This window comes from Paenibacillus tritici, from assembly GCF_018207515.1.
In the GTDB taxonomy this organism is placed as follows: domain Bacteria; phylum Bacillota; class Bacilli; order Paenibacillales; family Paenibacillaceae; genus Paenibacillus_AQ; species Paenibacillus_AQ tritici.
Genome location: NZ_CP073365.1, coordinates 1256617 through 1278969, shown reverse-complemented (window position 1 = coordinate 1278969; position 22353 = coordinate 1256617). Strand labels below are relative to the sequence as shown.

Sequence of the window (22353 nt, the reverse complement as noted above, 5' to 3'; positions counted from 1 at the left end):
ACTCTCCTTATTAACAAGACGGAAAAACAGGAGAAAGGTTACCGCTCCAGCCAAAATAAAACAAAATTGGCAAACAGCAGCGGAGAGAACAATCGGAACAGCTATTACCTGCCTAGACTCCCGGTTGCTGTTGTCCGGGGGATTAAACGCAGGCCCTCCTGCATTTCCTCCCTGCATCTATCTTCTGCTCTCAGCTTCCCTCTTCAGCCTCAATCTCCCGCGCAATCGCGGTGAGCCGCCGCACCCCCTCGCGGAGCAGCGCTTCGCTGGCGAAGGAGTAGCTAAGGCGCAGCCAGGACTTCATCTCCCCCAGCGGATCACAGATTTCACCCGGAACGAAGGAGATCGAATGTTCCAGGCAGCGGGCTAACAGCTTATCTACCGGGACCGCCTCCGGCAGCTTCACCCATAGGCTCAGGCCGCCCTGCGGGGTGAGCCATTCCCAGCCGGTGGCTGCAAGCTCCTCCTCCATAATCTCCTTGTGCACCTGGAGCGCAATCCGCAGCTTCCCGAGATGCTGCTGTAAGCGCGGCGAGGTGTAGTAATGCAGGAATATCTTCTGGTTCAGCAGCGGCGTCCCGTTATCTGCCAAGGACTTGGCGGCGATCAGCCGCTCCATGAACGGATAACGGCAGGCCACCGCACAGATCCGCAGGCCGGGGGCCACATATTTGCTGAAGCTGCTGATATACATAACCCATCCCTCCGTATCATAAGCGAAGAACGGCGGGGGCGGCTCCTCTAAGAAGTACATGTCGCGGAACGGATCATCCTCTACGATCAGGCAGCGGTAACGCTCCGCCAGCTCCACCAGCAGCTTGCGCTGCTTCGCAGGAACCGTATACCCCGTCGGATTATGATGGGTCGGGTTGATATAGAACATCCGGGGCTTGTGCCTACGCATCAGCTCTTCCACCGCCGCCAGATCGTACCCCTGGGGCGAGATCTCTACCGCTACGAGCCGCGCCCCTGCCCGCCGAAAAATATCCAGCGCCACACTATACGTAGGCCGCTCCACCAATACGGCATCCATCGGGCCGAGCATGATCCCGGCAATCAGATTAATGGCCTGCTGTGCGCCGGAAGTAATCAGCAGCTCACGGGCCGACAGCTGCAGCCTGTACCGTTCGTGGAAATGGCTGCTCAGTGTAGTGCGCAGCTCCTCATCCCCCTGCACGGAGGAATAGGTGCCCATCACCTTCGGGTAGAGGTCGAATACTTTTTTGACATAGTCGGACAGAAAAAGGTTCGGCAGCAGGCCCGGATCAATCAATGCCTGTGAGAACTGGTAAGTGACCGGCAGCCGCTGGATGTCGGACATCGGACTGCGGACCCTATACCCTGCCACGCCTGCTCCCTCCTCGATATTCCTGTCCAGCTTGCTGCCGGGGGTAACATAATAACCGGATTTATCCTTGACATACAGCTTGCCATTCTCGCTCAGCGCCCGGTAAGCCTTGAAGACTGTCAGCCGGTGGACACCCAGTTCATCCGCCAGTTGCCGGATCGACGGCAGCTTGTCATCGGCCTTCCATTCCCCGCGCTCAATCCGCTTCAGCATGAATTCATAGACTTGGCGAAATAAGGGATGACTTGGCTCGGCTCCCGCCGTTTTTCTCATAATTACACCGCCTCTCCTTCATTTAACCGCAATCGCTTCACAGCTCACTGGTTACTCCTGCTAGCTCCTGCACACTCTACCGCTAACTTCTCTCCGCCTTATTGTACAGCATTCCGCCCGGTAACTGTTCTGTGTTCTGCAATCTGTTCTGTGCCTATGAGGATATGATGAACAGAATACTTTAAGAGGCTGCCTCATTACCACCGCAAAGGGGAACTGAATCATGATTATGTTAGCTTATTCACTGGTCTGTCTGATCTTCGGCACTACCTTCCTGGCCATCAAAATCGGCGTAGACGCCGGAGCGCCGCCCTTCTTCTCTGCCGGACTGCGTTTTTTCACGGCGGGTGCGGTGCTGTTCCTGTTCATGGTCCTGCGGGGCAAAGCCCGCTTCTCCCTGCTGCTGCGCAAGGAAATGCTGCTCACAGGAGCTGCGCTGACCTTCGGCACCTTCGCCGCTCTCTACTGGGCGGAACAATATGTATCCTCCGGGCTTGCCGCCGTATTGTCTGCCACCGGGCCGATGATGATTCTGCTCATGCAGATGGCCTTTATGCGGCAAAAAGCGCCCGCCTATTCTCTATTCGGCTGTATCATCGGCTTCACCGGCGTCCTGCTGCTGGTGCTGCCCAGCCTTGCGGCTGATGTCACTCCGCTCTGGCTGATCGGCTGTGTGGTTGTGCTGATCGGAGAACTCTGCTATGCGGCAGGGGCCATTTACTCCAAAAAAGTAATCACCACCTTCTCTGGAGTATCCCCTGTGGCCCTAAACGCAGCCCAGATGATGTACGGCGGGGTGCTGCTGTTTATCCTGTCCCTGTTCACCGAGCCGCTGCACCCTTCCTACCTGTTGTCGTTCCAAACCGCCGGCTCTCTGCTCTACCTGACCATTATCGGCTCCATGGTTGGACATACCCTGTTCTACTGGCTCGTCTCGAAGACGAATCCCGTCTTTCCGTCCACCTGGCTGTACATCTCTCCGCCGATTGCCGTCGGTGTAGGCTTCCTGTTCTATAACGAGGCGGTCACCTGGGTAACGCTGCTTGGTGTAATTACCATTATCGCCGGAACGATCCTGGTGAATGCGGGTGCCCTGAGGCAATTAATATTCAAGCCGAAACCGATAATCCCCGTGCTGCCAAAAGCGGGCATTGAAGCACTTCCGCAGGAGTAAGGGTAGCACTTAAGTTTTTAACTTGAAGCTTCATCGTCACTGCGGTGAACATTTGGACTTTCGGCCGCTGTTGTCCCCAGATTTCTTGATTCATACCGCTCTTCGCGGTGGAAATCCGGTGACAAAGGCGGTCGCTGTCGCTCCTACAGTTCCAAATTTCCCCTCCGCTTCTTTTACTTTTTGTTTATTTCTTTAGTGCTTCTTATAGACAGTACTCCTTATAGGTGTCCTGCAGAAACACAAACAGCCTGTACCCTGACTTTAAGGGTTACAGGCTGTTCTGTTGTCTTTTCATAGGGCTTGGGGTGCCCTGGAGTTTAATGCTTCTCTTCCGAACTGAAATACAAATTCAGCGGCAATTCCTCATCACTCTGGTTGCTGTTCGATATCTTGTAGGTGATATACAGTTTGTTCTCACCCTCGCCGTAGGTCCATGATTCTTCGATGGATCCAGTCAGCGGCTTAAGCGGAAGCGCCATCCGGTTAATCTTCTGGATGGATTGCTCAACTTTGGCCGCCTCTTCCTTATCCGCAGGCTTGTAATGTTCCAGGAATACGCGCACAAGCTCCCTCGCATTCTCATATCCGGACTCTGATCTGGGAAATACTGTCCCGATCCGGTAGCCAATGATCTTATCCGTTGGTACATCTGCTGTAATCTGCTGGATGAACTCCATATCATTCACGGTTAGGATTTCATCCTGCATCACTGTCCCCAGAGTTGTATCGTATTCCCCTACGGCATCCGTAATTTCCAGAGCAGCAAGCCCTTCTTCGAGTGGCTGCTTGAACACAGCCTGGTGCCTTTCCACCTGTGTGAACAGTTCTGCATACTTCGGGGTACCCTTGCTGCATCCGGCAACTAACAATGATAGTAGGACCACGCTATACAATAGAATGAAGCATGATTTCCTCAAATGAATACACCTCCTTGCCTGAACCTCTCTCCAAACCTTACCATATTTCCCAACGTCGGACACAACTCACCTATCTTTTGTTTGCCCAAGTCTCATTAATTTTATATATGACGTACTATATGTTGCATTTATGATCATTATTGCGTATTATATAACCAAGTTAGGGAATAAGCTTCCATTAGGACGTCTGATTGAAAGGGGGAATCGGCGGAACGGTACTCCTTTTCTATATAGAGAAGTGCCTGCATCTATTCGTATACCGGAAAGCGGAGGAACATTGTGATCGAACTGACAACCCGACAATTGCAAATTATTGAGATTGTGAAAAAAAGAGCGCCGATTACCGGTGACCAAATCGCCGAAAGCCTGGGCCTCAGCCGGCCGACCATCCGGGGAGACTTGTCCATCCTGGTCATGCTTGAATATGTGGACGCGAAGCCCAAGGTCGGCTACTTCCCCGGCACCAAGGCGGCAGCGCGCCATAACAGCCGGGGCCTGCTTCAGGATACCAAGGTTAGCGATATCCAGAGCATCCCGGTCATTATCCGCGAGAATACGACGATTCAGGATGCTGTAGTTACACTGTTCCTGCAGGATGTCGGTACGCTGATCATCTGCGATAGCAACGGTAAGCTAACCGGGGTCGCCTCGCGCAAGGACTTCCTGAAGGTCACGCTCGGTAATCCCGGAGCGGTAACCATGCCTGTGAGCATGGTCATGACGCGTCAGCCCAAGGTAGTCACTGTTTCGCCCGATGACACGGTGCTTGACGCCGCGCAGCGCATGATATATCACGAGGTAGACAGTCTGCCGGTAGTTATTCCCGGCAGCGGGGAAGGGTCCGCCACCGGGCTGGACGTAGTCGGGCGGTTGACCAAGACTTCCATCGTAAAGCTTCTCCTCGAGCTTGAAGCCAAAGGATAACGGAGGAATTGATAGAGCATGGAGCCATCCACCCATTTCATTACGATATGCTCGGATTCTATTGGAGATACGGCGGAGGCTGTTGTGCAGGCCGTGATACACCAATTTCAGAATCAGCGTGTCACCATCAGAAGATACGGTAATGTCAGACATGAAGATGAACTGCGCAAGTTAATGGAAGAGGCCGCTCAACACCAGGGCTTCGTAGCTTATACTCTCGTTCAGCCTGAACTGCGGGAGGTGATCCGTGAAGAGGCCGTCCGCCTCGATCTGAGAGTGGTTGACATCATGGGGCCGATGATGCAGGCCTTCATTGATACCTTCGACGATGCGCCCCAGGCTCGTCCGGGACTGCTGCACCAGCTGGACGAGGATTACTTCCGGCGGATGGAGGCTATTGAATTCACCGTCGCCTGCGATGACGGGCGCGACCTCGGTGCGATGCTGAAGGCGGATATCGTCCTGCTCGGCATGTCCCGCACCTCGAAGACGCCGCTTAGTATCTTTCTGGCCCACCGGGGCAAAAAGGTTGTGAATTATCCGGTTGTGCCGGAGGTAGGCCCGCCGCAGCAGCTCCTTAGCCTGCCTGCAGGACGGATCATCGGACTCACCATGAAATCCGAATATATGCTGAAGATCCGTTCCGAGCGGCTGAAGATGCTGGGTCTGCCCACAGGCTCACAGTATGCCAGCCTTGAACGTATTACAGAGGAAATGGAATATGCGGCAGCCCTATTCGCCAAGCTGGGTTGTCCGGTCATTGATATTACGGATAAGGCTATTGAAGAAACGGCCGGCATTATTATGGGCTATATCTAATCAGACTGAACTGGAGGGAATCTTATGGAACGCGAATTGGCACTGGAAATTGTACGGGTCACTGAACTTGGGGCATTATCCTCAGCCCGCTGGATCGGCCGGGGCGACAAGCACGCGGCAGATGAAGCTGCCACAACTGCAATCCGTTCCATGTTCGATTCCGTCTCCATTGACGGGACCGTCGTGATCGGTGAAGGAGAAATGGACGAAGCCCCGATGCTCTACATCGGGGAACGGGTCGGCAACCGTAACGGCCCTTCCGTCGATGTGGCGGTGGACCCGCTGGAAGGCACAGAGGTGGTGGCCTGCGGGCTGCATAATGCCCAGTCTGTCATTGCCATTGCGGATAAGGGCAGCCTTCTTCATGCGCCTGACATCTATATGGAGAAGCTGGCCTGCGGTCCGGAGCTGGCTGGCAGGCTCAGCCTGGCGGACCCGGCGGAAGTAACGCTGCACAATGCGGCCCGGATTACCGGCAAATCGCTCTCCGAGCTGACGGTGATGGTGCTGGACCGCAAGCGGCATGAGCGGCTGATCGCCATTCTGCGCGAAGCGGGCGTACGCATCAAGCTGCTGGGCCATGGCGATGTTGCCGGAGCGATTGCCGCCGCGCTGCCGGACAGCGATGTCGATCTGTACATGGGCTCCGGCGGTGCACCGGAGGGCGTACTGGCTGCCGCCGCACTGCGCTGCCTGGGCGGGGAGCTTCAGGGCAGGCTGCTGCCCGAAGGCCCTGTAGAGATGCAGCGCTGCCTGCAGATGGGCCTGGACCATCCGGCACGGGTGCTGTCCATGGAGGACATGGTCGGCACCGGTGATGTGATCTTCGCCGCAACCGGAGTGACCTCCGGCGAGTTCCTCAGCGGCGTCCGCTTCATCGGCAAGGAACGCGCCGAGACCCATTCCGTGATCATGCGGGCGCAGAGCCGCACGATCCGTTACATCCGCAGCATCCATTTTCTGCCCGGCAAGGAGATCCCGCAGATTGCTGCGGCCAGGCAGGATGCGGCTTGGATGTAGGTTTCTGCCCGGCAGCTTATCCGTCAAGCAGGAACAGGCTCCGCCATCCTTTTAATAGACGTCATTCGTTACAGCGACAAACAAGGGTTTCCCTGAAGTCCGGCGGGACTTCGGGAAACCCTTGTTTGTGTCATTCACATGTTACATTCATCGCTTGCCAGCTGCGACCATGCTCTGGTCTAGCAGCAGTTCACTACAACCGTCCGCCCTCACGGCTCTGGCCGGCTCGTGCTCCTTCATTCCTTGCAGCATTCTGTGCCTGCTTCTCCTCCAGATCCGCCAGTCTGCGGTCCGCTGTATGATCCGGTGTCTTGTCTATGCCGTTACGCGTGCCGGAATACAGGTCTCCTGTCATCCCCGGCCGGTTCATGTCCTCCACCGCTCTTCGCTCCGGGAGGTCATGCTCACTAGCGGAATTCATAGTATCCAGCCCTGTATCATGTCTGCCTTCAAGACCAGAGCCGTTGAACGCCGCATCCACAGCATCTGTGACGGAGTCCCGCGGGGCATCCCCGGCAGCACTTGTATCAGTCATATAACGGTCAGCGTTCGCTGAATTATGATTGCGGAATACAGAATACACTTCACTTTCCCGCTTGTTATCTGCATCCACCATGACCAGAATGCGGCCTTCATCCACATCATTATCGTAGCTTGCCGCTTCATCCTCAGGAATACCTAGCCCGATCAGACCGCCCACGAGACCGCCCGTTCCTGCCCCTACGGCCACTCCGGTCAATGTCGCTGCGATCGGTCCTGCTGCGATAATCGGCCCGATTCCCGGAATCGCCAGGGCGCCGATGCCTGCCAATAGTCCAGTCACACCGCCCAGCACGCCGCCAGTCGCCGCCCCGGATGCCAGCCCCTCAGGCGCCTTGGTCCCTGTCTCTTCATTGATCGCTTCCGCATCGCGTCTATTTCTCGCTATCACTGAGATATCCTCTGTCAGAAATCCATGTGCCTTCAGGTCTTCAATAGCCCGCGAAGCTTCATGCTCCGTATGGAATACACCTACAATTTTCTTATTCATAACGATTCCCTCCTGGTAGCTGATTTGTAATTTAGTTCTCGCTTAACTTTCACACCCCTTACTTAACCAAACGCTCCTCCGCGAAACTGGTAACTTTCAATCTTTGCCCGGGTTCCACAAAAAAATTTATGAAACAGAAAACTGCACGCTGGAATTTTTTAGGGTTGTCTGGCTCTCACCGGGCTGATGTATAATGGAGATAACCGCTTTCATGCGGAGCACGATCTTACTACCCGGAAATGAGGCTGCAAAGCATGACTGTATTCAAATATAACGCCCATCGCCCCCACCGGGCCAGTCCTGACCTGTATCTGCATTACTGGGGCCAGGAGCAGTGCACACCCGGTCATTCGTTCGGACCCGGGGTGCGAAGCCTGTACAAAATCCACTTCATACACGCCGGAACCGGCAAGGTAACCGTCGGTGAAGCCACACATACACTGGGCGCAGGGCAGGCCTTCCTCACTTATCCGCATGTGGTAACGCATTATGCTGCAGATCAAGATGACCCTTGGCTGTATTCCTGGATTGCTTTTACCGGGGAGGAGGCGGGTTATCTGCTGGCACGGACTTCACTGACCCCGGAGCAGCCGGTGTTCCCGATGGACCAGGAGCTGATGCCCTCTCTGTCTGCCAGGTTATCTGAAACGGGGAGCAGCAGGGAACTGCTGGATCTGCCGCTGAAGGTGATGCTCTATGAGTTCTTCTCCCTGCTGCTGCGCACGGTCCCGGCTGCCGAAAGCCCGGTTCCGCGCAGCAGAAGTGTCTATGTCGAGCAGTGCCTGCATTACCTTCAAGCCCACTACGCCGAGAATGTGACGATGGAGAGCCTGTCCGCTTCCCTGAAGCTGGACCGCAAATATATGTCGGCGCTGTTCAAGCGGACGGTTGGCTTGCCTCCGCAGCAATATTTGCTCCAATTTCGTATGTCCAAGGCCTGTGAGCTGCTGACGGAGACCGGTTGCACCATCGGGGAGATCTCGCAATCGGTTGGGTATCAGGATGCTCTGCTCTTTTCCCGGATGTTCAAGAAGGTGAAGGGCTGCTCGCCCAAAGAATACCGGCTCCGCCATACAGATACGGACATTGTGCTATAAAAATCATCCATGCTGACATACGATTGGAAGCGTTTATCCTCTACAATTAGGGAGGTATCCAGTCTGCACAACTTAAACTTAGGAGGAATCCAATATGTATATTGCCAGTCCTGAACGCTATGACACTATGAAATATAACCGCACCGGCCGCAGTGGCCTGCTGCTCCCGGCGATTTCGCTCGGGCTGTGGCATAACTTCGGCGGCCAGGATGTATTTGAGAACGGCCGCGCTATGGTCCGGCGGGCATTCGATCTGGGGATTACCCACTTCGACCTCGCCAATAACTACGGCCCGCCCGCCGGCTCTGCTGAAGAGAGCTTCGGACAGATGCTGAAGAAGGACCTCGCCCCTTACCGCGATGAGCTGATCATCTCCAGCAAAGCCGGGTATTATATGTGGCCTGGCCCGTACGGGGAATGGGGCTCCAAAAAGAATCTGGTGTCCAGTCTGGATCAGAGCCTGAAGCGGCTGGGACTGGATTATGTCGATATCTACTACCACCACCGCCCGGACCCGAATACGCCGCTGGAAGAAACGATGTCCGCCCTCGATCTGCTGGTGCGGCAGGGCAAGGCACTGTATGTCGGCATCTCGAACTACAGACCTGAAGAGGCGCGCGAAGCGGCGCAGATTCTCCGCCGCCTGGGCACGCCTTGCCTGATTCATCAGCCGAACTACTCGATGATGTCGCGCTGGATCGAGGACGGCCTGCAGGATGTGCTCGAAGAAGAAGGCATCGGCACCATTGCCTTCTCCCCGCTGCAGAAGGGCATCCTGACCGACCGTTACCTGAACGGCATCACTGCCGATTCCCGTGCCGCCGGACCGAGTGTGTTCCTCTCCGAGAAGGAGATCACTGCCGAGGTGATCGCCAAGGTAAGCAAGCTGAACGAAATTGCCGCAGCCCGCGGACAGAAGATGTCCCAGCTCGCCTTGTCCTGGGTCCTGCGCGGCGGCAAAGTGACCTCTGCACTGATCGGTGCGAGCAAGGTAAGCCAGATCGAAGATGCTGTAGCTTCACTCAATGCGCCTGAGCTAAGTGCGGAAGAACTGGAGCAGATCGAGCAGATTCTGCGCGGATAAGTTAAGCAGGCACTCCACCTATAGATCATGACGGCAATCCTCCCCATCCGCTTATTCGCGCGGTGGTGCAGGATTGCCGTTTTGGTGTAATGGGATTAGAGAACGCCCTGAATGCTATAATGAATTCAACTATAACTGCAGTAACGAAAGGACATCCGATGAAGACTAACCGATTGGGATCATCCGATTTAGACGTAAGTGCCATGGGCCTCGGCTGCATGTCACTGGGCACCGATGAAGCGCAGGCAACGGCCATTATCCACGAAGCGCTGGACCGCGGGATCAACTTCCTGGATACCGCCGACCTCTACGATGAGGGCCGCAATGAAGAGATCATCGGCCGGGCCATCCGGCACCGCCGCGCAGATGTTATCTTGGCGACCAAGGTGGGCAACCGCAGAATTCCCGGTAAAGAGGGCTGGAGCTGGGATGCTTCCAAGGCCTATATCCGCTCCGCGGTGAAGGAGAGTCTGCGCAGGCTGCAGACCGATTATATTGACCTGTATCAGCTTCACGGGGGAACGCTGGAGGATGATATTGACGAGACGATTGAAGCCTTCGAAGAGCTTAAGCGGGAAGGGGTTATCCGGCATTACGGCATCTCCTCCATCCGGCCGAATGTGATCCGTGAATATGTACAGCGTTCCGGCATAGTCAGCGTGATGAGCCAGTACAGCATCCTCGACAGACGCCCGGAGGAGAGCATCCTTCCGCTGCTGGCCCGCGCAGGCATCAGCCTGATTGCACGGGGGCCGCTGGCGAGCGGCATCCTGACAGAGCATGGCAGCAGCAAGGCTAAGCGGGCATATCTGGACTATACGGAGGCTGAGCTTACAGAGCTGCACGGACAGCTAATGAGCCAGACTACCCTCACCCGGACACTGACGCAGACCGCGCTGCAATATCCGCTGGCCGATCCGGCGGTGGCCGCTATTATTCCGGGAGCCAGCAGCCTGGAGCAGCTGCGGCAGAATATTGCAGCAGCCCGTTCACAGCCCCTCTCTGCGCTGGAGCTTGAGGCAGTACAGGAGATCAGCAAGGCAGGCCGGTATACACTGCATGTGTAGAGCGGCCGATCGGTAAAGAGGAACGCACAGAAGAAGCTGCCCGGATACTGTAGACAATACAGTCTCTGGACAGCTTCATTTTCTTGTTTCTTAATTCTTAGGATGCACGCTTTCTTGCCTTAACGATCCAGGTGATCAGTGCAGCCACCAATACTATTGCGCTAATGAGCCATGTAAGCAGGAACGCCATACCTAACCCGATATTGGCATCCAGCGCTTCCCTCCTGCTCTCCAGGATCAGCATGACCGCCAGCGGCGCTCCACTGGCTACCAGGAGAACTATCATACTGTAGCGGGCGAAATTCGTCCGTTTGTGAATGGCAGCATACAAGCACAGGTACGAAGCAATCAATAATACGAAGGATAATACAGCTTCCCATTCCAGACTAATCATCCTGTCATCACTCCTCATCCATAGGAACCGGGGATTGCGTAATAGTATAGCGGCTACCGCCGGCAGATGCAAATGACAGTGCTACAGAAGCAGCTTAGCCAAAGAACTGTGTAATATAGACCATCGCCAGCAGCCCAAATATAAACGAATACGTCGAGGGCCGCTCAAATCCGTGGCCGTGACTCTCCGGGATCAGCTCCTTATACACGATGAAGAGCATCGCTCCGGCAGCGAACGCCAATCCGTATCCAACCACATTCTGTACATAGCTGGCTGTGAAATATCCGATCACGGCCGATACCATCTCCATGAGACCGGTCAGGGCGGCTATGGTCAGGGCCTTGCGCCGGGTGGCGCGGGCATTCATCAGGAAGATCGCCAGAATCAGCCCTTCCGGCATATTCTGTGCTCCGATGGCAATCGCCACCATCGGGCCAAGGCTTGTCTGCTCGCTGGCATAACTGAAGCCTGTGCTAAGCCCTTCAGGAATGTTATGGATGAACAGCGCAATCATTACGAGCAGCGCTTTGGAATCCAGGTTGCTGAGGCCCGGCTTGTTCTCTACATCAATATGCGGAATATGGCTCTCAATCAGATCAAGCAGCAGCACACCGGTAATCAGCCCGAGGGTCAGCGCAATAATGCCTGACTCCTTAATCGCTTGCGGCATCAGCCCGAAGGTGCTTGCAGAGACCATAATCCCGGCGGTAAAGGCAACCAGCACATCCTTCCACAGCTCGGACAGCCGCCTTACGAACAGAATTGGAATAACGCCCAGCACCGTTGCCATTGCAGAACAAAAGCTGCCTAAAAGTGCACCCGCCAAATCTTCAACCCCTTTTGTGGACAGGACTATAGATCAAGCATATGCTCCCGGCAGCTATAAATATGACCAAGCTTTCAACTTGTGGAAAATAGTCCCAAATACCGCCCCAGCCCTCTGTCCTTAAGCTCCGCCTTAGGGACAAACTCCAGCGCGGCGGAATTGACATGGTAATGCTGCTTCGCCGGCTCCGGGCCATCAAAGGTTAGATACCCGAGATAAGCTCCGCTCAGCCTGCTGCGCAGCACGGTCCGTACCTGCCCGCCGCTATAATCGGCCTCCCGCCGGATCAGTCCGTCTTCCACCGGCCCCGTGAAGCTGGGCCAGCCCGTACCGGAATCGAATTTGTCCGCCGAGCTGAACAGCGGATCACCGCTGATGATATCCGTGTAGATACCTTCCTCGAAGTGGTCCCAATACGCATTCTGGTATGCAGGCTCCGTGCCTTTATGCTGGGTGACCTCATATTGCAGCTCCGTCAGCCGCTTGCGCAGCCGCTGCTTGTCCTCACGGCCATTCCAGTGCAGCGCGGTGAAGTCATCGCGGCCCGAGCCTTTCTGATATAACTTATAATCCAGCGGATGGGTCCGGTAATACTGCTGATGCTCCGCTTCAGCCGGATAGAAGGGTGCAGCAGGCAATATCGGCGTTACAATCGGCGCCTTGAAGCGCTTGCTGGCCTTCAGCCGCTCCTTCGACAGCTCTGCTGTCTTGCGCTGCTGCTCATTGTGAACAAAGACCGCCGCCGCATACGAATGCCCCCGGTCCATGAATTGCCCGCCGTCATCCGTCGGATCAATCAGCTGCCAGTAGATGTCCAGCAGCCGTTCATAGGGGAACAGCTCCGGGTCGAAGACGATCTGCACCGCCTCCCGGTGGCCGGTGGTTTCTGACCCCACCTCCTCATAGGTTGGACTCTCCGTATGCCCGCCCGTATACCCTGACACCACCGAGACGATTCCCGGCAGCTCGTCGAACGGCTTAACCATACACCAGAAGCAGCCGCCGGCAAAGGTAGCCAGCTGCAGCGTAGTCTCTTCAGTCAAACAGACCGCCTCCCTGTACGCTTTTCTCCTATTATATATGAATATCTTTGTTCTCCAAAGCAAGCAGGGCAGCGCTCAGGCAAACAGCGATCCAAATTACAGGAATCAGCACCGCACGTATATAATCTCCCGCGTCCGACAGGAGTACAAGCCGGGCTTGCGCCACGTAGATCCCTGAGAATTTGAGAATCTGCGTCATCAGGGAATACTCTGAGATCACACGCAGAACCGCAGAGGATGAATCCTTGAGATATCCGCTGAGCAGAAGGTTCCCGAAAATAAAGAAAAAAGCAGCTACCACCGCCGAGGCCGGTTTGCGGATCAGCATCCCCAGCATCATGACTGCCGCACAATAGGCAGCCAGATAGAGCAGGTTCAGCCCCAATGCCGTCATACTGGCCATCAGATCAGCTGTAAATCCGGCATGACCCATTGGCGCTCCTGTGATCAGCGCTGCGGCGAGATAGAAGAGATAGAATAATCCGTAGAACTCCAGCAGCCAACCCAGAGCTGCAAGCAACTCCAGCACATATTTACTGGTGAAGTATTTCATCCGGCTGTGCCCGGCAGCAATAATATTTTGCACCGAGCCATGCTCAAAGCCTTCCGTTGCGAAGAAGCAGGCATGCAGCGGAATAACCAGATAGAACAGGATGGAGAACGAAGCAGCGGACTTTAGCGGCTCCGCATAACTCCTTAAGGCATAACCTCCGTTGCTGCCCAGGATTAGAACAAGCACGAAGCTGGCGAGCGCGAAGACGGCAGTGACGCTTTTGAACGCCAGATCTTTACGCAAATAGTAGATTTCTGCCTGCCACAAGTTTCTCATCTTCCGCCGCCCCCGATCAAATCCATATAATACTGTTCCAGGTTGGGCGCTGTCAGGTTAAAACCGTCAATCGGAACTCCCCGCTGTACAAGAAGAGACATCAGGTGCTCCAGATCCACCCCGTCCCGTGGAAGTTCAATTTCTCCGGCCTTATTGATCCGAATATCCTCACGCTGCAGCTCCTGCTTCAGCATATTTACTGCTGCTGCAGGAGCTGATGTCGTAATACAGATCATGACCTGCGCAGACTGCTGCAATTCCGTAGCGGCAATCTCTTTAATCAGCCTGCCCTGATGAATGAAGCCATATTTGCCGGCCAGTAACTGCAGCTCACTCAGAATATGACTGGAGATTAGAATAGTCACCCCTCGTTCATGGGCCAACTGCTCCAGGATATGCCTGATTTCCACGATTCCGGCAGGATCTAATCCGTTCACCGGCTCGTCCAGCACCAGGAAATCCGGCCGATTCAGTAGAGCAACTGCAATCCCCAGCCGCTGGCGCATCCCGAGCGAATACTCTCCGGCTTTTTTCGGTCCCGCTTCACTGAGACCTACCATCCGCAGCACTTCAGCGCTCCTGCCCTTATCCCTGATTCCGAAGATCCGGCAATAAAAGCCCAGATTCTCCAGCGCATTCATATGCGGGTAGAGTGAAGGCCGTTCGATCAGGAAGCCGATCCGGCGTCTGGCCGCAATCAGCCTCTCTTTGGCCTGCTCTCCGAACAAGGCTATTGTCCCGGCTGTCGGCTGCACGACACCGCCGATCATTCTCATCAGCGTAGTTTTTCCCGCCCCGTTCTCTCCTACGAATCCATACACATCCCCTGCCTCAATCCTCATGTTGAGCTGATCCAGCGCATAACCCGAAGGATACTTCTTGGATAAGCCCTCAGCCTCAAATACCGCTGCCGTCAAACCAAACACTCCTTCTCTATCTCATTTCTGTTCCAGGCTTAACCCTAACACCGCCCTCTCCCTCCGGTGCAGCCAGTGTCATATTCACGGGAGATCATGTCGTTTTTAAGGGATAAATTGTATAATGAAGGAATACTTGCAGAGGTGGAGAAGACGATGATTCATATTGCCGTGTGTGATGATGAGCCCCGCGCAGCCGGAGAAGCCGAGCGTCTGATCATGGAATCCGGGGAAAGCTTGGACGAGCACATTGAAATTTCTTTATATTATTCAGGAGAAAGCTTCGCCCGTGCCCTCCGGGACGGCCGGTGCTTCGATATTATATTGATGGATATTGAGCTGGGTGGACTCGATGGCATTACAGCGGGCCAGCTTCTGCGCGAGGACGACGGCAATGATCCGGTGCAGCTGATCTATATTTCCAGCCATGAAGAGTACCATATGCAGTTGTTTGACCTGCGTCCGTCAGGGTTCATCAAGAAGCCTGTGGAGCCGGAGAGCTTCAGACAGAAGCTGGCCGGAGCTATACACAAAACCATCCGCACCAGGCAGCAGGGCCGGACGAACTTCCTTGCAGTGCAGCTAAAGAACCAGGAATTGCGGATTCCCCACCGGGAAATTCTCTATCTGGAGAGCAGTATAAGGCGGATCACGCTGGTTGCCCGGGATAGCACGCTGCAATATTACGGGAAGCTGGCCCTGGAGGAGCAGAAGCTGGCGGCCAGCCATTTTGTGCGGATTCACCAATCCTATATTGTCAACTTCTATTCAATCAAGGCTATTAGCGCCAAAAAGATCATTCTGATCACCGGCTGCGAGCTGCCGGTGAGTGATAAATACAGCCACGCATTACGTAAGGCTTATCTGCGTTTCAGGGGGGAGCTTGCTTGAATCCTGTCCTCCTGGATGAACTGATCTATTTAGCTGTACTTCCGCTGCTGCCAGTCATACTGCATCTCTTCTTCGGCCGCTTCTTCACCCGTCTGACGGAGTCCCGGCTGCGGCTGATGGCGCTATATATTCTGTACATAGTTGTCCATATTCTGCTCCATTACAGTTCCCTGCCCGCCCTGCTGCTGCTGGCAGGCAATGTCGGACTTATCCTCGGTCTGTCCCTGTTCTACAGGGGCGAGCTTAAGTGGCGGCTGTACGCTGCGCTCTTTATCTCAGCTGTGATTATTCTCAGCGATGCGGGGATTCCGCTTATCCCGACAGACAATGGCTACAGGCTTGGCCTGCTGCTCTCCAAGCTGCTGATGCTCTTCATCGTTCTATTGCTGCGCCGGGTCGTTAGAGGCGAAGGCCGGGGCCAGCCGACCGGATGGTTAGGGTCTGCCATTTGGCTCTGTCCTTTTCTGAGTATTGCCGCTCTGCTCCAGTTGTCCGGAAGTCCCTTCTTTCGGCTATATCCGCGGTTATTCCCTGTCGTTCCGGCACTGCTGCTCGCCATTAATGTCCTGATCTTCATTCTGACGGACCGCGTGCTAAGTGCACGCTCTGAGCGCAGCCAGCGCCTGCTGCTGGAGCAGCAGAACAGCTATTATGTGAACCAGTATCACCGGAACCGGGAATTTCAGGAGGAAGCCCTCCGATTCCGCCATGACCTCAATCATATCCTGCTAGGCCTGCGGGCCAGCGTGCTTAACGGAGAAGAAGCGGCCACCACAGCCGAGCTGGATGCTCTACTGGGCTGGACCGGGCAGTCCGGCGCTTTCTGCAATACCGGCAACCCGGTCATTGATTCCATTCTGGACTACAAACGGCGGGAGGCAGACACCGCGGAGATCGCCCTGCGCCTGGAGCTGAACCTTCCGCCCCGGCTAATGCTTGATACCGCTGTGATCAGCGTTATTCTGGGCAATGCCCTTGATAATGCGTTAGAGGCTGCCTGCCAGGTACCGAAGGAATCAGGAGCGGAGCGGTACATCGCTGTACATATGCATTATCTGAATGACAGCTTATTTATACGAATTCAGAATCCTTACTCCGGTCCTATTCGCCTAAGCCCGCACGGTGAGCTTCTGACCACCAAAGGCGATAAGCGTGCCCACGGTATCGGACTGCGAAACATGCGCCAGACGATTGAGAGAGCCGGAGGGTTGTTTAATCTTTCTTACAGTGGTCAGCGGTTTCAACTGGAGCTGGTGCTTTTTCATATAGAGAGATTATAGGGCTGAATAGCCGTAGGCTGGCCGGGAGTGATCCCTTAAGGATTATCTATTCAAGTTCCCGCTGTTTGGTACGCTTCGGACGGGTCTTGTTCTTCCGGTTGGTGTCCCATAGCTCCTTGTGCATCCAGCCAGCGAATACCAGCATCACGAGGGTCAGAACCAGTACATACTCCCGCATGATATTGGATAGAGCGCCTTCTGTACTATATCCGAGAATGATATTTAACCTTCCCCACAACAGATTAAGACATAGCAGCGCTACCGCACCGTAAGTTACCCATACACTGCGGAGATACAAATTATACGTGCGCATAGGACCCCGTCCCATGAAATACCTGCTGTAGCGGATAACATACGCGGTAAAAGCAATCAAGGCTATCGTCTCCAGTGTGATCAGGATCAAATCAATAATGTCCATGCAGATCATCTCCCCTTCTACCTAAACCGGTGCGGTGCAGATCAATAAGCCGCTCTAGATCATTGGATTCATACGCCTCTTGAATTTGGCCCAAAGTCTCAATTTCGCGTTTGACCCGGCTGGGCTTGAGCTCGTGTTTTCGGAATATATCGAGGAGCTTCACTTGTTGACGACCTCCTCATCATTAGGTTTTGTCTGAGCGGTACCTCTCTCAATCAGCAGCTTCACTAATGTGCGGTTATATTCGCTCAGTTGCTTCTCATTGTCCTCATCCCGCTTCTGATAGTTCTGGATCACTTTCTCTTTGTTCGCAATTTGCTTAACACTCCAGATCAAGGCAGTAGATAACAGAACATTCAGTACGACTGAACCATTGTTATCCACGAAAAGGCCAGTCAACGCACTGAAATCCATCTGTATCCCCCATTTCCTAATGGAATCGGAACGGATTGCATCTTAACCCCTGTCCACATTTTTGGCGCAATCCATTGCCGCGAGTCTAACAAAACCACCCTCAAGCTAGTCTACTCCAGGACTTGCTATTTGGATTGGGTAGAGCGGTATATTGTAGTGCAGCCGGGATAGGAGCGGAACGGTTCCGGCGAGAACAAGAAAAAGCACGCCCCCCTACAGGGCGTGCTTGCTAACTGGTTCATTGAGCTTAATTGGTGATCTTCACATTGCCGAACACGGCCTTACTCCCGGCTGCATCCCCCGGATTACTGAGAGCTATTCCAATATACACCTGGCTGTTCATTGGAATCTGCACGGTTCCGACCGTCTGCCAGCTGCTTCCATTAGATGAGATAGAGCCTTTGAAGGTATTTCCGGTTCTCTTCAGCTTTAGCCACTTCGGAACCGAAGCCGCCGCAGTCTGATCGGTCATAGTGCCCGCAGTCGCTGTCCGGTACTGGAAGGTTGCCCCATTCTCCGGGGTAAGCATCATATCCGCGTGCTTCGAATTCGAACTCAGCGACTCACGAATCATAACCCCGGCCTTGGCCCAGCCGTCCAGTCCGCTTGTGGACTGCACCTTAACTATAATCTCCGCATTGCCGCTCAAGGATTGATAGATATAATTCAGCTGGTCTCCATTTCCCCAAATATCCGTAGTGCTGCTGCTGAGCGTAAATTGCTTCTTGGAAGTATTATAGGTGGCACTCCCCGGCTTGGAGCCGATATTTCTGGCCTTCCAGCCTGCCGGTAACTGGGCCGGATAGTCATGTTCCCCCGGCGCTGTCCAGTCAGGGGTCGGCCAGGTTGTACGTTCATTGATTTTGATTAACTCGGATTCAGGCCAGGCCCCATAAGAAAAGAACGACAGGCGCTTCACGCCAGGATAATTCTGGCGGATTCCCTGGTAGATCTCCTGATATTGATCATTCGTCCAATCATTATCCAGCGTCGGCACAATGTCTACTGGGCTGCCGCTGATCCGGTCGCTCGTATCCTTCAGGATACCGTAGGAAGTGCTGTACACCCAGTCGCTGTTGAATTCCCAGTCATCAAAATACGCCATCGGGGCGACGAAGTCGATATCATCCTTGAATTTGGCGACATTCTGCCCCACCTCAGTGAATTCCGGCGGCAAAATATACACGCCAAGCTCCACATCCGGTTTCGAGGACCCGGTAATGTCCTGCCGGATATCACCTACATACTGGCCGATTTGTTCGGTTCTCCATTCATTCCACTGCCGCCGCTTCGCAGAATCCACATCGAAATTAATAGTGAGCGGAGAATATCCGAACGCTGCCTGATATTTGGCTACCGTATAATTGCTGACATCCATGTTGTAATTATCGAAGCGGATCCAGTCTAACACCACACCGTCCACCGCATAATTCTCAATGACCTCCTGAATGATGGAGCGCTCATACTGCTGCACCTCATGATGCAGCGGATTGACGAAGTATTCGTTGCCGTTCGCGCCAGTAAACGGAGTCTGAACCCCGTTCACCAGCGACTGCATCTGCCATTCATCGTGCGCCAGGAAGGCCTCCTGGTCATGGAACTGCGGAATCCACGCATGAACCTTAATTCCTGCGGCGTGTGCGGCTGTAATTACCTCCTGAAGGGCATCGAAGTTCTCGTAGCCTTGGGCAATCGGAGCGATATCACTCTGATAGAATACCCGCCCGGACGGGACCTCATCATCTTCATCCTGCTTCACGTTCAAGCTGATGACATCCACTCCTTGCTGGTCGGCCAGCTCAATAAAGTCCTCGACATCCGCCACATTTTTGAACTGGTTAACGGTTCGTACAATGACTTCCGTCTCAAAAGGCGGATTGCTCTCCTCCTCGGCCATAGCCGGAACCGAAGCACCTATTCCAGAGAAAACCAACGCCAAGCTTAACACCGCAGTGAACCTTGCTCTCAGGGTAATTGTCATAGACACGCCTCCATAATAATAGTCTTATTCGGGTCACAACAAGAATTATTTCTTCGCGTTAATCTTCTGGACATTCCCCTGCCATCTTTGCGTTTTGAACTCGAGCAGCTTATCCAGCCCGGCTTTTTTGGCGTTCTTTCTTGCCGTTTCCAGCGCGGATAGTACCTCTTCATCCGACTTCGCCTGAACCATCTGGGCAAAAGCCAGGGTATGAATATTCTGAACATTCTGGGCTATGATCCCCATCTCCGTATCGGGAACCGGATCGGTATTCACGAATTCCGTAATGTCCAGAGCGGTTTTCCAGGTCACCGTGGACTGCGCTACCGTCTCCCATGATTTCTGGTTGGCGGCAAGCGAAGCCTCCAGGCTCATTTTTGCCGTATCAATAAGCGTCGTGTTGCCCGCCCAGTTGAAATCTTCGAACTTCCGCATAGTTTCCGTACGCTCATTAGCAGGTGTTGTCTTGTATTTCTCGTTCGGAACCGGGGCGCCGTCTGCATCCTCTTCATCCCAATACAGACCCTTCGGACCGAAGAACAGGACCTTCTGTCCCTCCGGACCCGTGATCCAGTCATAGTAGGCGAAGATGGCCTCCGGGTTCTTGGCGGAGGTGGTAATGACATTGACGTTCCAGCCCAGTGTCTCGAAGCCGCTGACAAACACCTTATTCTTGTCTATTCCCGCCTTATGCACCGGCCAAATAATCTCATATCCGCTGTCCGGGTTGCCCGCAGTCAGTGCCCGGTGCCCCTCGGCGCCGTACGTAGTGATGTTGGATTCGACCATGACCGCCACCCGGCCGGTATTCACCTTCTCCTTCACCGCATCCTGGACCTGCTGCAGTGCATCCTGGGTAATCAGGCGTTCGCGGAACAGCTTGTTGATATAGAGCATCATGTCCTCAAAAGCAGGATCGTCATAGATCGGGATCAGCCTGTCGCCTTCCGGATAACCCATAAGGGAGATGAATTTGCTGGTGGCATTCTCCTTGAAACCACCGTACATAATGTCAAGGCCGCCCCCCTTCTCACCGACCTCCAGAGGCACTACATCCGGGTACTTATCTCGCACCAGGAGCAAATATTGATACAGATCCTCGAAGGTCTCAAGCTTCGGTCTGCCGAGTGCGTTATAGATATCCTTATTGACCATATAGCCCCCGTTACCAAACTGCCCGGAGGTGTACCAGTTGGGGATTTGATAGATTTTGCCGTCCTCAGAGCGAAGCAGGTTCAGCGTGGATTCCTTTACATATTTCTTGAAATTCGGATATTTCTCATAATACTCATCGAGCGCCACGAGCCTTCCTGCCTGTACCAGCCGTTCCACTGTGGCTCCCCGGTCCGTGAAGATCACATCCGGCAGCGCGCCGCTGACAATCATCGTGTTAAGCTTTTCTGCGGCCGCCCCCCCGGATTGCACCGGCTCAACGGTAACCTTGCGGTTCTCCTGAATCCATCTCGTCGCCTCATTCTCCCCCCAAGAGGCTGTTGTAAGCCAGTCGTAGTTCCCATAGAAGCTGAAGGTAGTAGGCTTAATGCCGCCGTCATCTGTGGCTGCCCCGGCCTCTCCCTCACTTGTGTTCTGCGAAGTGCCGGATTCCCCGCCACTGCTGCAGGCAGTGAGCAGCAGCAGGCCGGTAAGCAGAAGCGATACCCATTTCAACTGAATGCGCATGTTGTCCCCTTCTTTCTACACGATATGAAAGACTGCTATTCTTTCAATGAACCGATCAGTACGCCCTTAACAAAATACTTCTGGAGAAAGGGGTACGTCAAAATAATCGGGATAGTGGCGATCATCATCGTAGCCATAGTCAATGACTTCGTGGTGACCGTGCGATTCCGGTTCATATGATCCAGTGCAATGGCATTCGATGAGCCGATCTCAGTCATAATGTTGGAGTTCATGATCTGCCGCAGCAGAGTCTGTATAGGAAGCAGATTGTCCTTCGTAATATAGATGGCTCCCGTGAACCAGTCGTTCCAGTACCCCACCGCTGTAAATAATGCAATCGTAGCGAGGACCGGGCCGGAGACGGGAATGACAATTTTGAAGAAAATTCCATAGTTGCCGCAGCCGTCGATCTTGGCCGATTCCTCCAGCCCGTCAGGCAGCGCAGCGAAGAAGGTGCGGATCACAATCATATTGTAGACGCTGATGATTCCCGGGATAATCAGTACCCAGAAGGTATCCAGCATATGCAGAGAGCGGATGAGCAGATAAGTGGGGATCAGCCCGCCGCTGAAGAACATCGTAACCATGAAGAATACCATATACTGCTTACGGTACAGCAATGTCTTTTTGGACATGCCGTAGGCTAACAGGGCCGTGAAGAAGACCGACAAGGCCGTGCCGCTCAAGGTTCTAAGGACGGTGATCAGGAAAGAGTTCAGCAGGCGGTGATCCTGAAACACAATATAATAATTCTCGAAGGTGTACACTCTCGGCCACAGGGTTACGCCGCCCAGCGCCGTATCGCTCCCCTGATTAAAGGAGATCACAAGCGCATTCCAAAACGGATAGAGCATAATAACAGCCATCAGTGTCAAGAGGATATAGATCGTCCGCTGCATGATTTTGTCGCCCAGGCTTAGTCTCATT

22 protein-coding genes and 1 pseudogene are annotated in these 22353 nt (G+C 54.1%); 9 read left to right on the top strand and 14 right to left on the bottom strand.

Annotation, left to right across the window (positions count from 1 at the left end; genetic code table 11):
* Positions 1-190 precede the first annotated feature (190 nt).
* Positions 191-1621, bottom strand: coding sequence for an aminotransferase-like domain-containing protein (locus KDC22_RS05405; RefSeq protein ID WP_173136488.1), 1431 nt, complete (start codon positions 1619-1621; stop codon positions 191-193).
* 223 nt (positions 1622-1844) lie between these two features.
* Between KDC22_RS05405 and KDC22_RS05400 the strand changes: the two genes are divergently transcribed.
* On the top strand, positions 1845-2795 hold the full coding sequence (locus KDC22_RS05400) for a DMT family transporter (RefSeq protein ID WP_211722307.1): 951 nt from the start codon (positions 1845-1847) through the stop codon (positions 2793-2795).
* Between the two features lie 317 nt (positions 2796-3112).
* On the opposite strand, the gene KDC22_RS05395 is transcribed toward KDC22_RS05400, so the two are convergent.
* Positions 3113-3712 carry a hypothetical protein gene (locus tag KDC22_RS05395; RefSeq protein ID WP_211722306.1) on the bottom strand — a complete coding sequence of 200 codons (600 nt, stop codon included), beginning with the start codon at positions 3710-3712 and terminating at the stop codon, positions 3113-3115.
* A gap of 279 nt (positions 3713-3991) precedes the next feature.
* Between KDC22_RS05395 and KDC22_RS05390 the strand changes: the two genes are divergently transcribed.
* From KDC22_RS05390 to glpX, 3 genes are read left to right on the top strand one after another with little or no spacing between them, the layout of a single operon-like run.
* Positions 3992-4636 carry a helix-turn-helix transcriptional regulator gene (locus tag KDC22_RS05390; protein WP_173136494.1) on the top strand — a complete coding sequence of 215 codons (645 nt, stop codon included), beginning with the start codon at positions 3992-3994 and terminating at the stop codon, positions 4634-4636.
* Between the two features lie 18 nt (positions 4637-4654).
* A complete protein-coding gene (locus KDC22_RS05385) occupies positions 4655-5455 on the top strand; it encodes a pyruvate, water dikinase regulatory protein (RefSeq protein WP_173136496.1) in 801 nt (266 codons plus the stop codon).
* A 24-nt stretch (positions 5456-5479) separates the two neighbouring features.
* A complete protein-coding gene (gene glpX / locus KDC22_RS05380) occupies positions 5480-6475 on the top strand; it encodes a class II fructose-bisphosphatase (RefSeq protein ID WP_211722305.1) in 996 nt (331 codons plus the stop codon).
* 484 nt (positions 6476-6959) lie between these two features.
* Here the strand turns inward: glpX and KDC22_RS33310 are convergent.
* A pseudogene (locus KDC22_RS33310) lies at positions 6960-7505 on the bottom strand (general stress protein); the annotation flags it as partial.
* Positions 7506-7759: 254 nt separating this feature from the next.
* Here KDC22_RS33310 and KDC22_RS05370 point away from each other — a divergent pair.
* The 3 genes from KDC22_RS05370 to KDC22_RS05360 all read left to right on the top strand — a co-directional run bounded on the left by KDC22_RS05370 (position 7760) and on the right by KDC22_RS05360 (position 10753).
* On the top strand, positions 7760-8602 hold the full coding sequence (locus tag KDC22_RS05370) for an AraC family transcriptional regulator (RefSeq protein ID WP_211722303.1): 843 nt from the start codon (positions 7760-7762) through the stop codon (positions 8600-8602).
* A 94-nt stretch (positions 8603-8696) separates the two neighbouring features.
* A complete protein-coding gene (locus KDC22_RS05365; RefSeq protein ID WP_173136504.1) occupies positions 8697-9686 on the top strand; it encodes an aldo/keto reductase in 990 nt (329 codons plus the stop codon).
* Positions 9687-9844: 158 nt separating this feature from the next.
* Positions 9845-10753 carry an aldo/keto reductase gene (locus KDC22_RS05360; RefSeq protein ID WP_211722302.1) on the top strand — a complete coding sequence of 303 codons (909 nt, stop codon included), beginning with the start codon at positions 9845-9847 and terminating at the stop codon, positions 10751-10753.
* A 97-nt stretch (positions 10754-10850) separates the two neighbouring features.
* Here KDC22_RS05360 and KDC22_RS05355 read toward each other — a convergent pair whose 3' ends face one another.
* The 5 genes from KDC22_RS05355 to KDC22_RS05335 all read right to left on the bottom strand — a co-directional run bounded on the left by KDC22_RS05355 (position 10851) and on the right by KDC22_RS05335 (position 14762).
* Complete coding sequence (locus KDC22_RS05355; protein ID WP_211722301.1) at positions 10851-11147, bottom strand: hypothetical protein; 297 nt, start codon at positions 11145-11147, stop codon at positions 10851-10853.
* 94 nt (positions 11148-11241) lie between these two features.
* A complete protein-coding gene (locus KDC22_RS05350) occupies positions 11242-11973 on the bottom strand; it encodes a ZIP family metal transporter (RefSeq protein ID WP_173136510.1) in 732 nt (243 codons plus the stop codon).
* 74 nt (positions 11974-12047) lie between these two features.
* A complete protein-coding gene (gene msrA / locus KDC22_RS05345; protein ID WP_211722300.1) occupies positions 12048-13016 on the bottom strand; it encodes a peptide-methionine (S)-S-oxide reductase MsrA in 969 nt (322 codons plus the stop codon).
* A gap of 31 nt (positions 13017-13047) precedes the next feature.
* Positions 13048-13845, bottom strand: coding sequence for an ABC transporter permease (locus KDC22_RS05340; protein ID WP_211722299.1), 798 nt, complete (start codon positions 13843-13845; stop codon positions 13048-13050).
* Positions 13842-14762 (bottom strand): ABC transporter ATP-binding protein, encoded by a 921-nt coding sequence (locus tag KDC22_RS05335; RefSeq protein WP_211722298.1) that lies wholly within the window; start codon positions 14760-14762, stop codon positions 13842-13844. Before KDC22_RS05335 ends, KDC22_RS05340 begins: the two co-directional genes overlap by 4 nt.
* Positions 14763-14858: 96 nt before the next feature.
* Between KDC22_RS05335 and KDC22_RS05330 the strand changes: the two genes are divergently transcribed.
* Together KDC22_RS05330 and KDC22_RS05325 are read left to right on the top strand one after the other, a co-directional pair.
* Positions 14859-15653 (top strand): LytR/AlgR family response regulator transcription factor, encoded by a 795-nt coding sequence (locus tag KDC22_RS05330; protein ID WP_211722297.1) that lies wholly within the window; start codon positions 14859-14861, stop codon positions 15651-15653.
* Positions 15650-16933: an ATP-binding protein gene (locus tag KDC22_RS05325; protein ID WP_211722296.1), complete on the top strand. Its 1284-nt coding sequence runs from the start codon at positions 15650-15652 to the stop codon at positions 16931-16933. The genes KDC22_RS05330 and KDC22_RS05325 overlap by 4 nt, the downstream gene beginning before the upstream one ends.
* Positions 16934-16979: 46 nt before the next feature.
* Here the strand turns inward: KDC22_RS05325 and KDC22_RS05320 are convergent, their stop codons facing one another.
* The 6 genes from KDC22_RS05320 to KDC22_RS05295 all read right to left on the bottom strand — a co-directional run bounded on the left by KDC22_RS05320 (position 16980) and on the right by KDC22_RS05295 (position 22352).
* The gene (locus tag KDC22_RS05320) at positions 16980-17351 is read right to left on the bottom strand and encodes a hypothetical protein (protein ID WP_211722295.1); all 372 of its coding nucleotides are present in this window, start codon (positions 17349-17351) and stop codon (positions 16980-16982) included.
* Positions 17338-17514 carry a hypothetical protein gene (locus KDC22_RS05315; RefSeq protein ID WP_155991288.1) on the bottom strand — a complete coding sequence of 59 codons (177 nt, stop codon included), beginning with the start codon at positions 17512-17514 and terminating at the stop codon, positions 17338-17340. Before KDC22_RS05315 ends, KDC22_RS05320 begins: the two co-directional genes overlap by 14 nt.
* Positions 17511-17735: a hypothetical protein gene (locus KDC22_RS05310; protein WP_173136524.1), complete on the bottom strand. Its 225-nt coding sequence runs from the start codon at positions 17733-17735 to the stop codon at positions 17511-17513. Before KDC22_RS05310 ends, KDC22_RS05315 begins: the two co-directional genes overlap by 4 nt.
* A 277-nt stretch (positions 17736-18012) precedes the next feature.
* Complete coding sequence (locus tag KDC22_RS05305; protein WP_211722294.1) at positions 18013-19746, bottom strand: family 10 glycosylhydrolase; 1734 nt, start codon at positions 19744-19746, stop codon at positions 18013-18015.
* A gap of 45 nt (positions 19747-19791) precedes the next feature.
* Entirely contained in the window at positions 19792-21426 is a 1635-nt protein-coding gene (locus tag KDC22_RS05300) for an extracellular solute-binding protein (protein ID WP_211722293.1), read from the bottom strand.
* Positions 21427-21461: 35 nt separating this feature from the next.
* Positions 21462-22352: a carbohydrate ABC transporter permease gene (locus tag KDC22_RS05295; RefSeq protein WP_173136530.1), complete on the bottom strand. Its 891-nt coding sequence runs from the start codon at positions 22350-22352 to the stop codon at positions 21462-21464.
* Position 22353 lies beyond the last annotated feature (1 nt).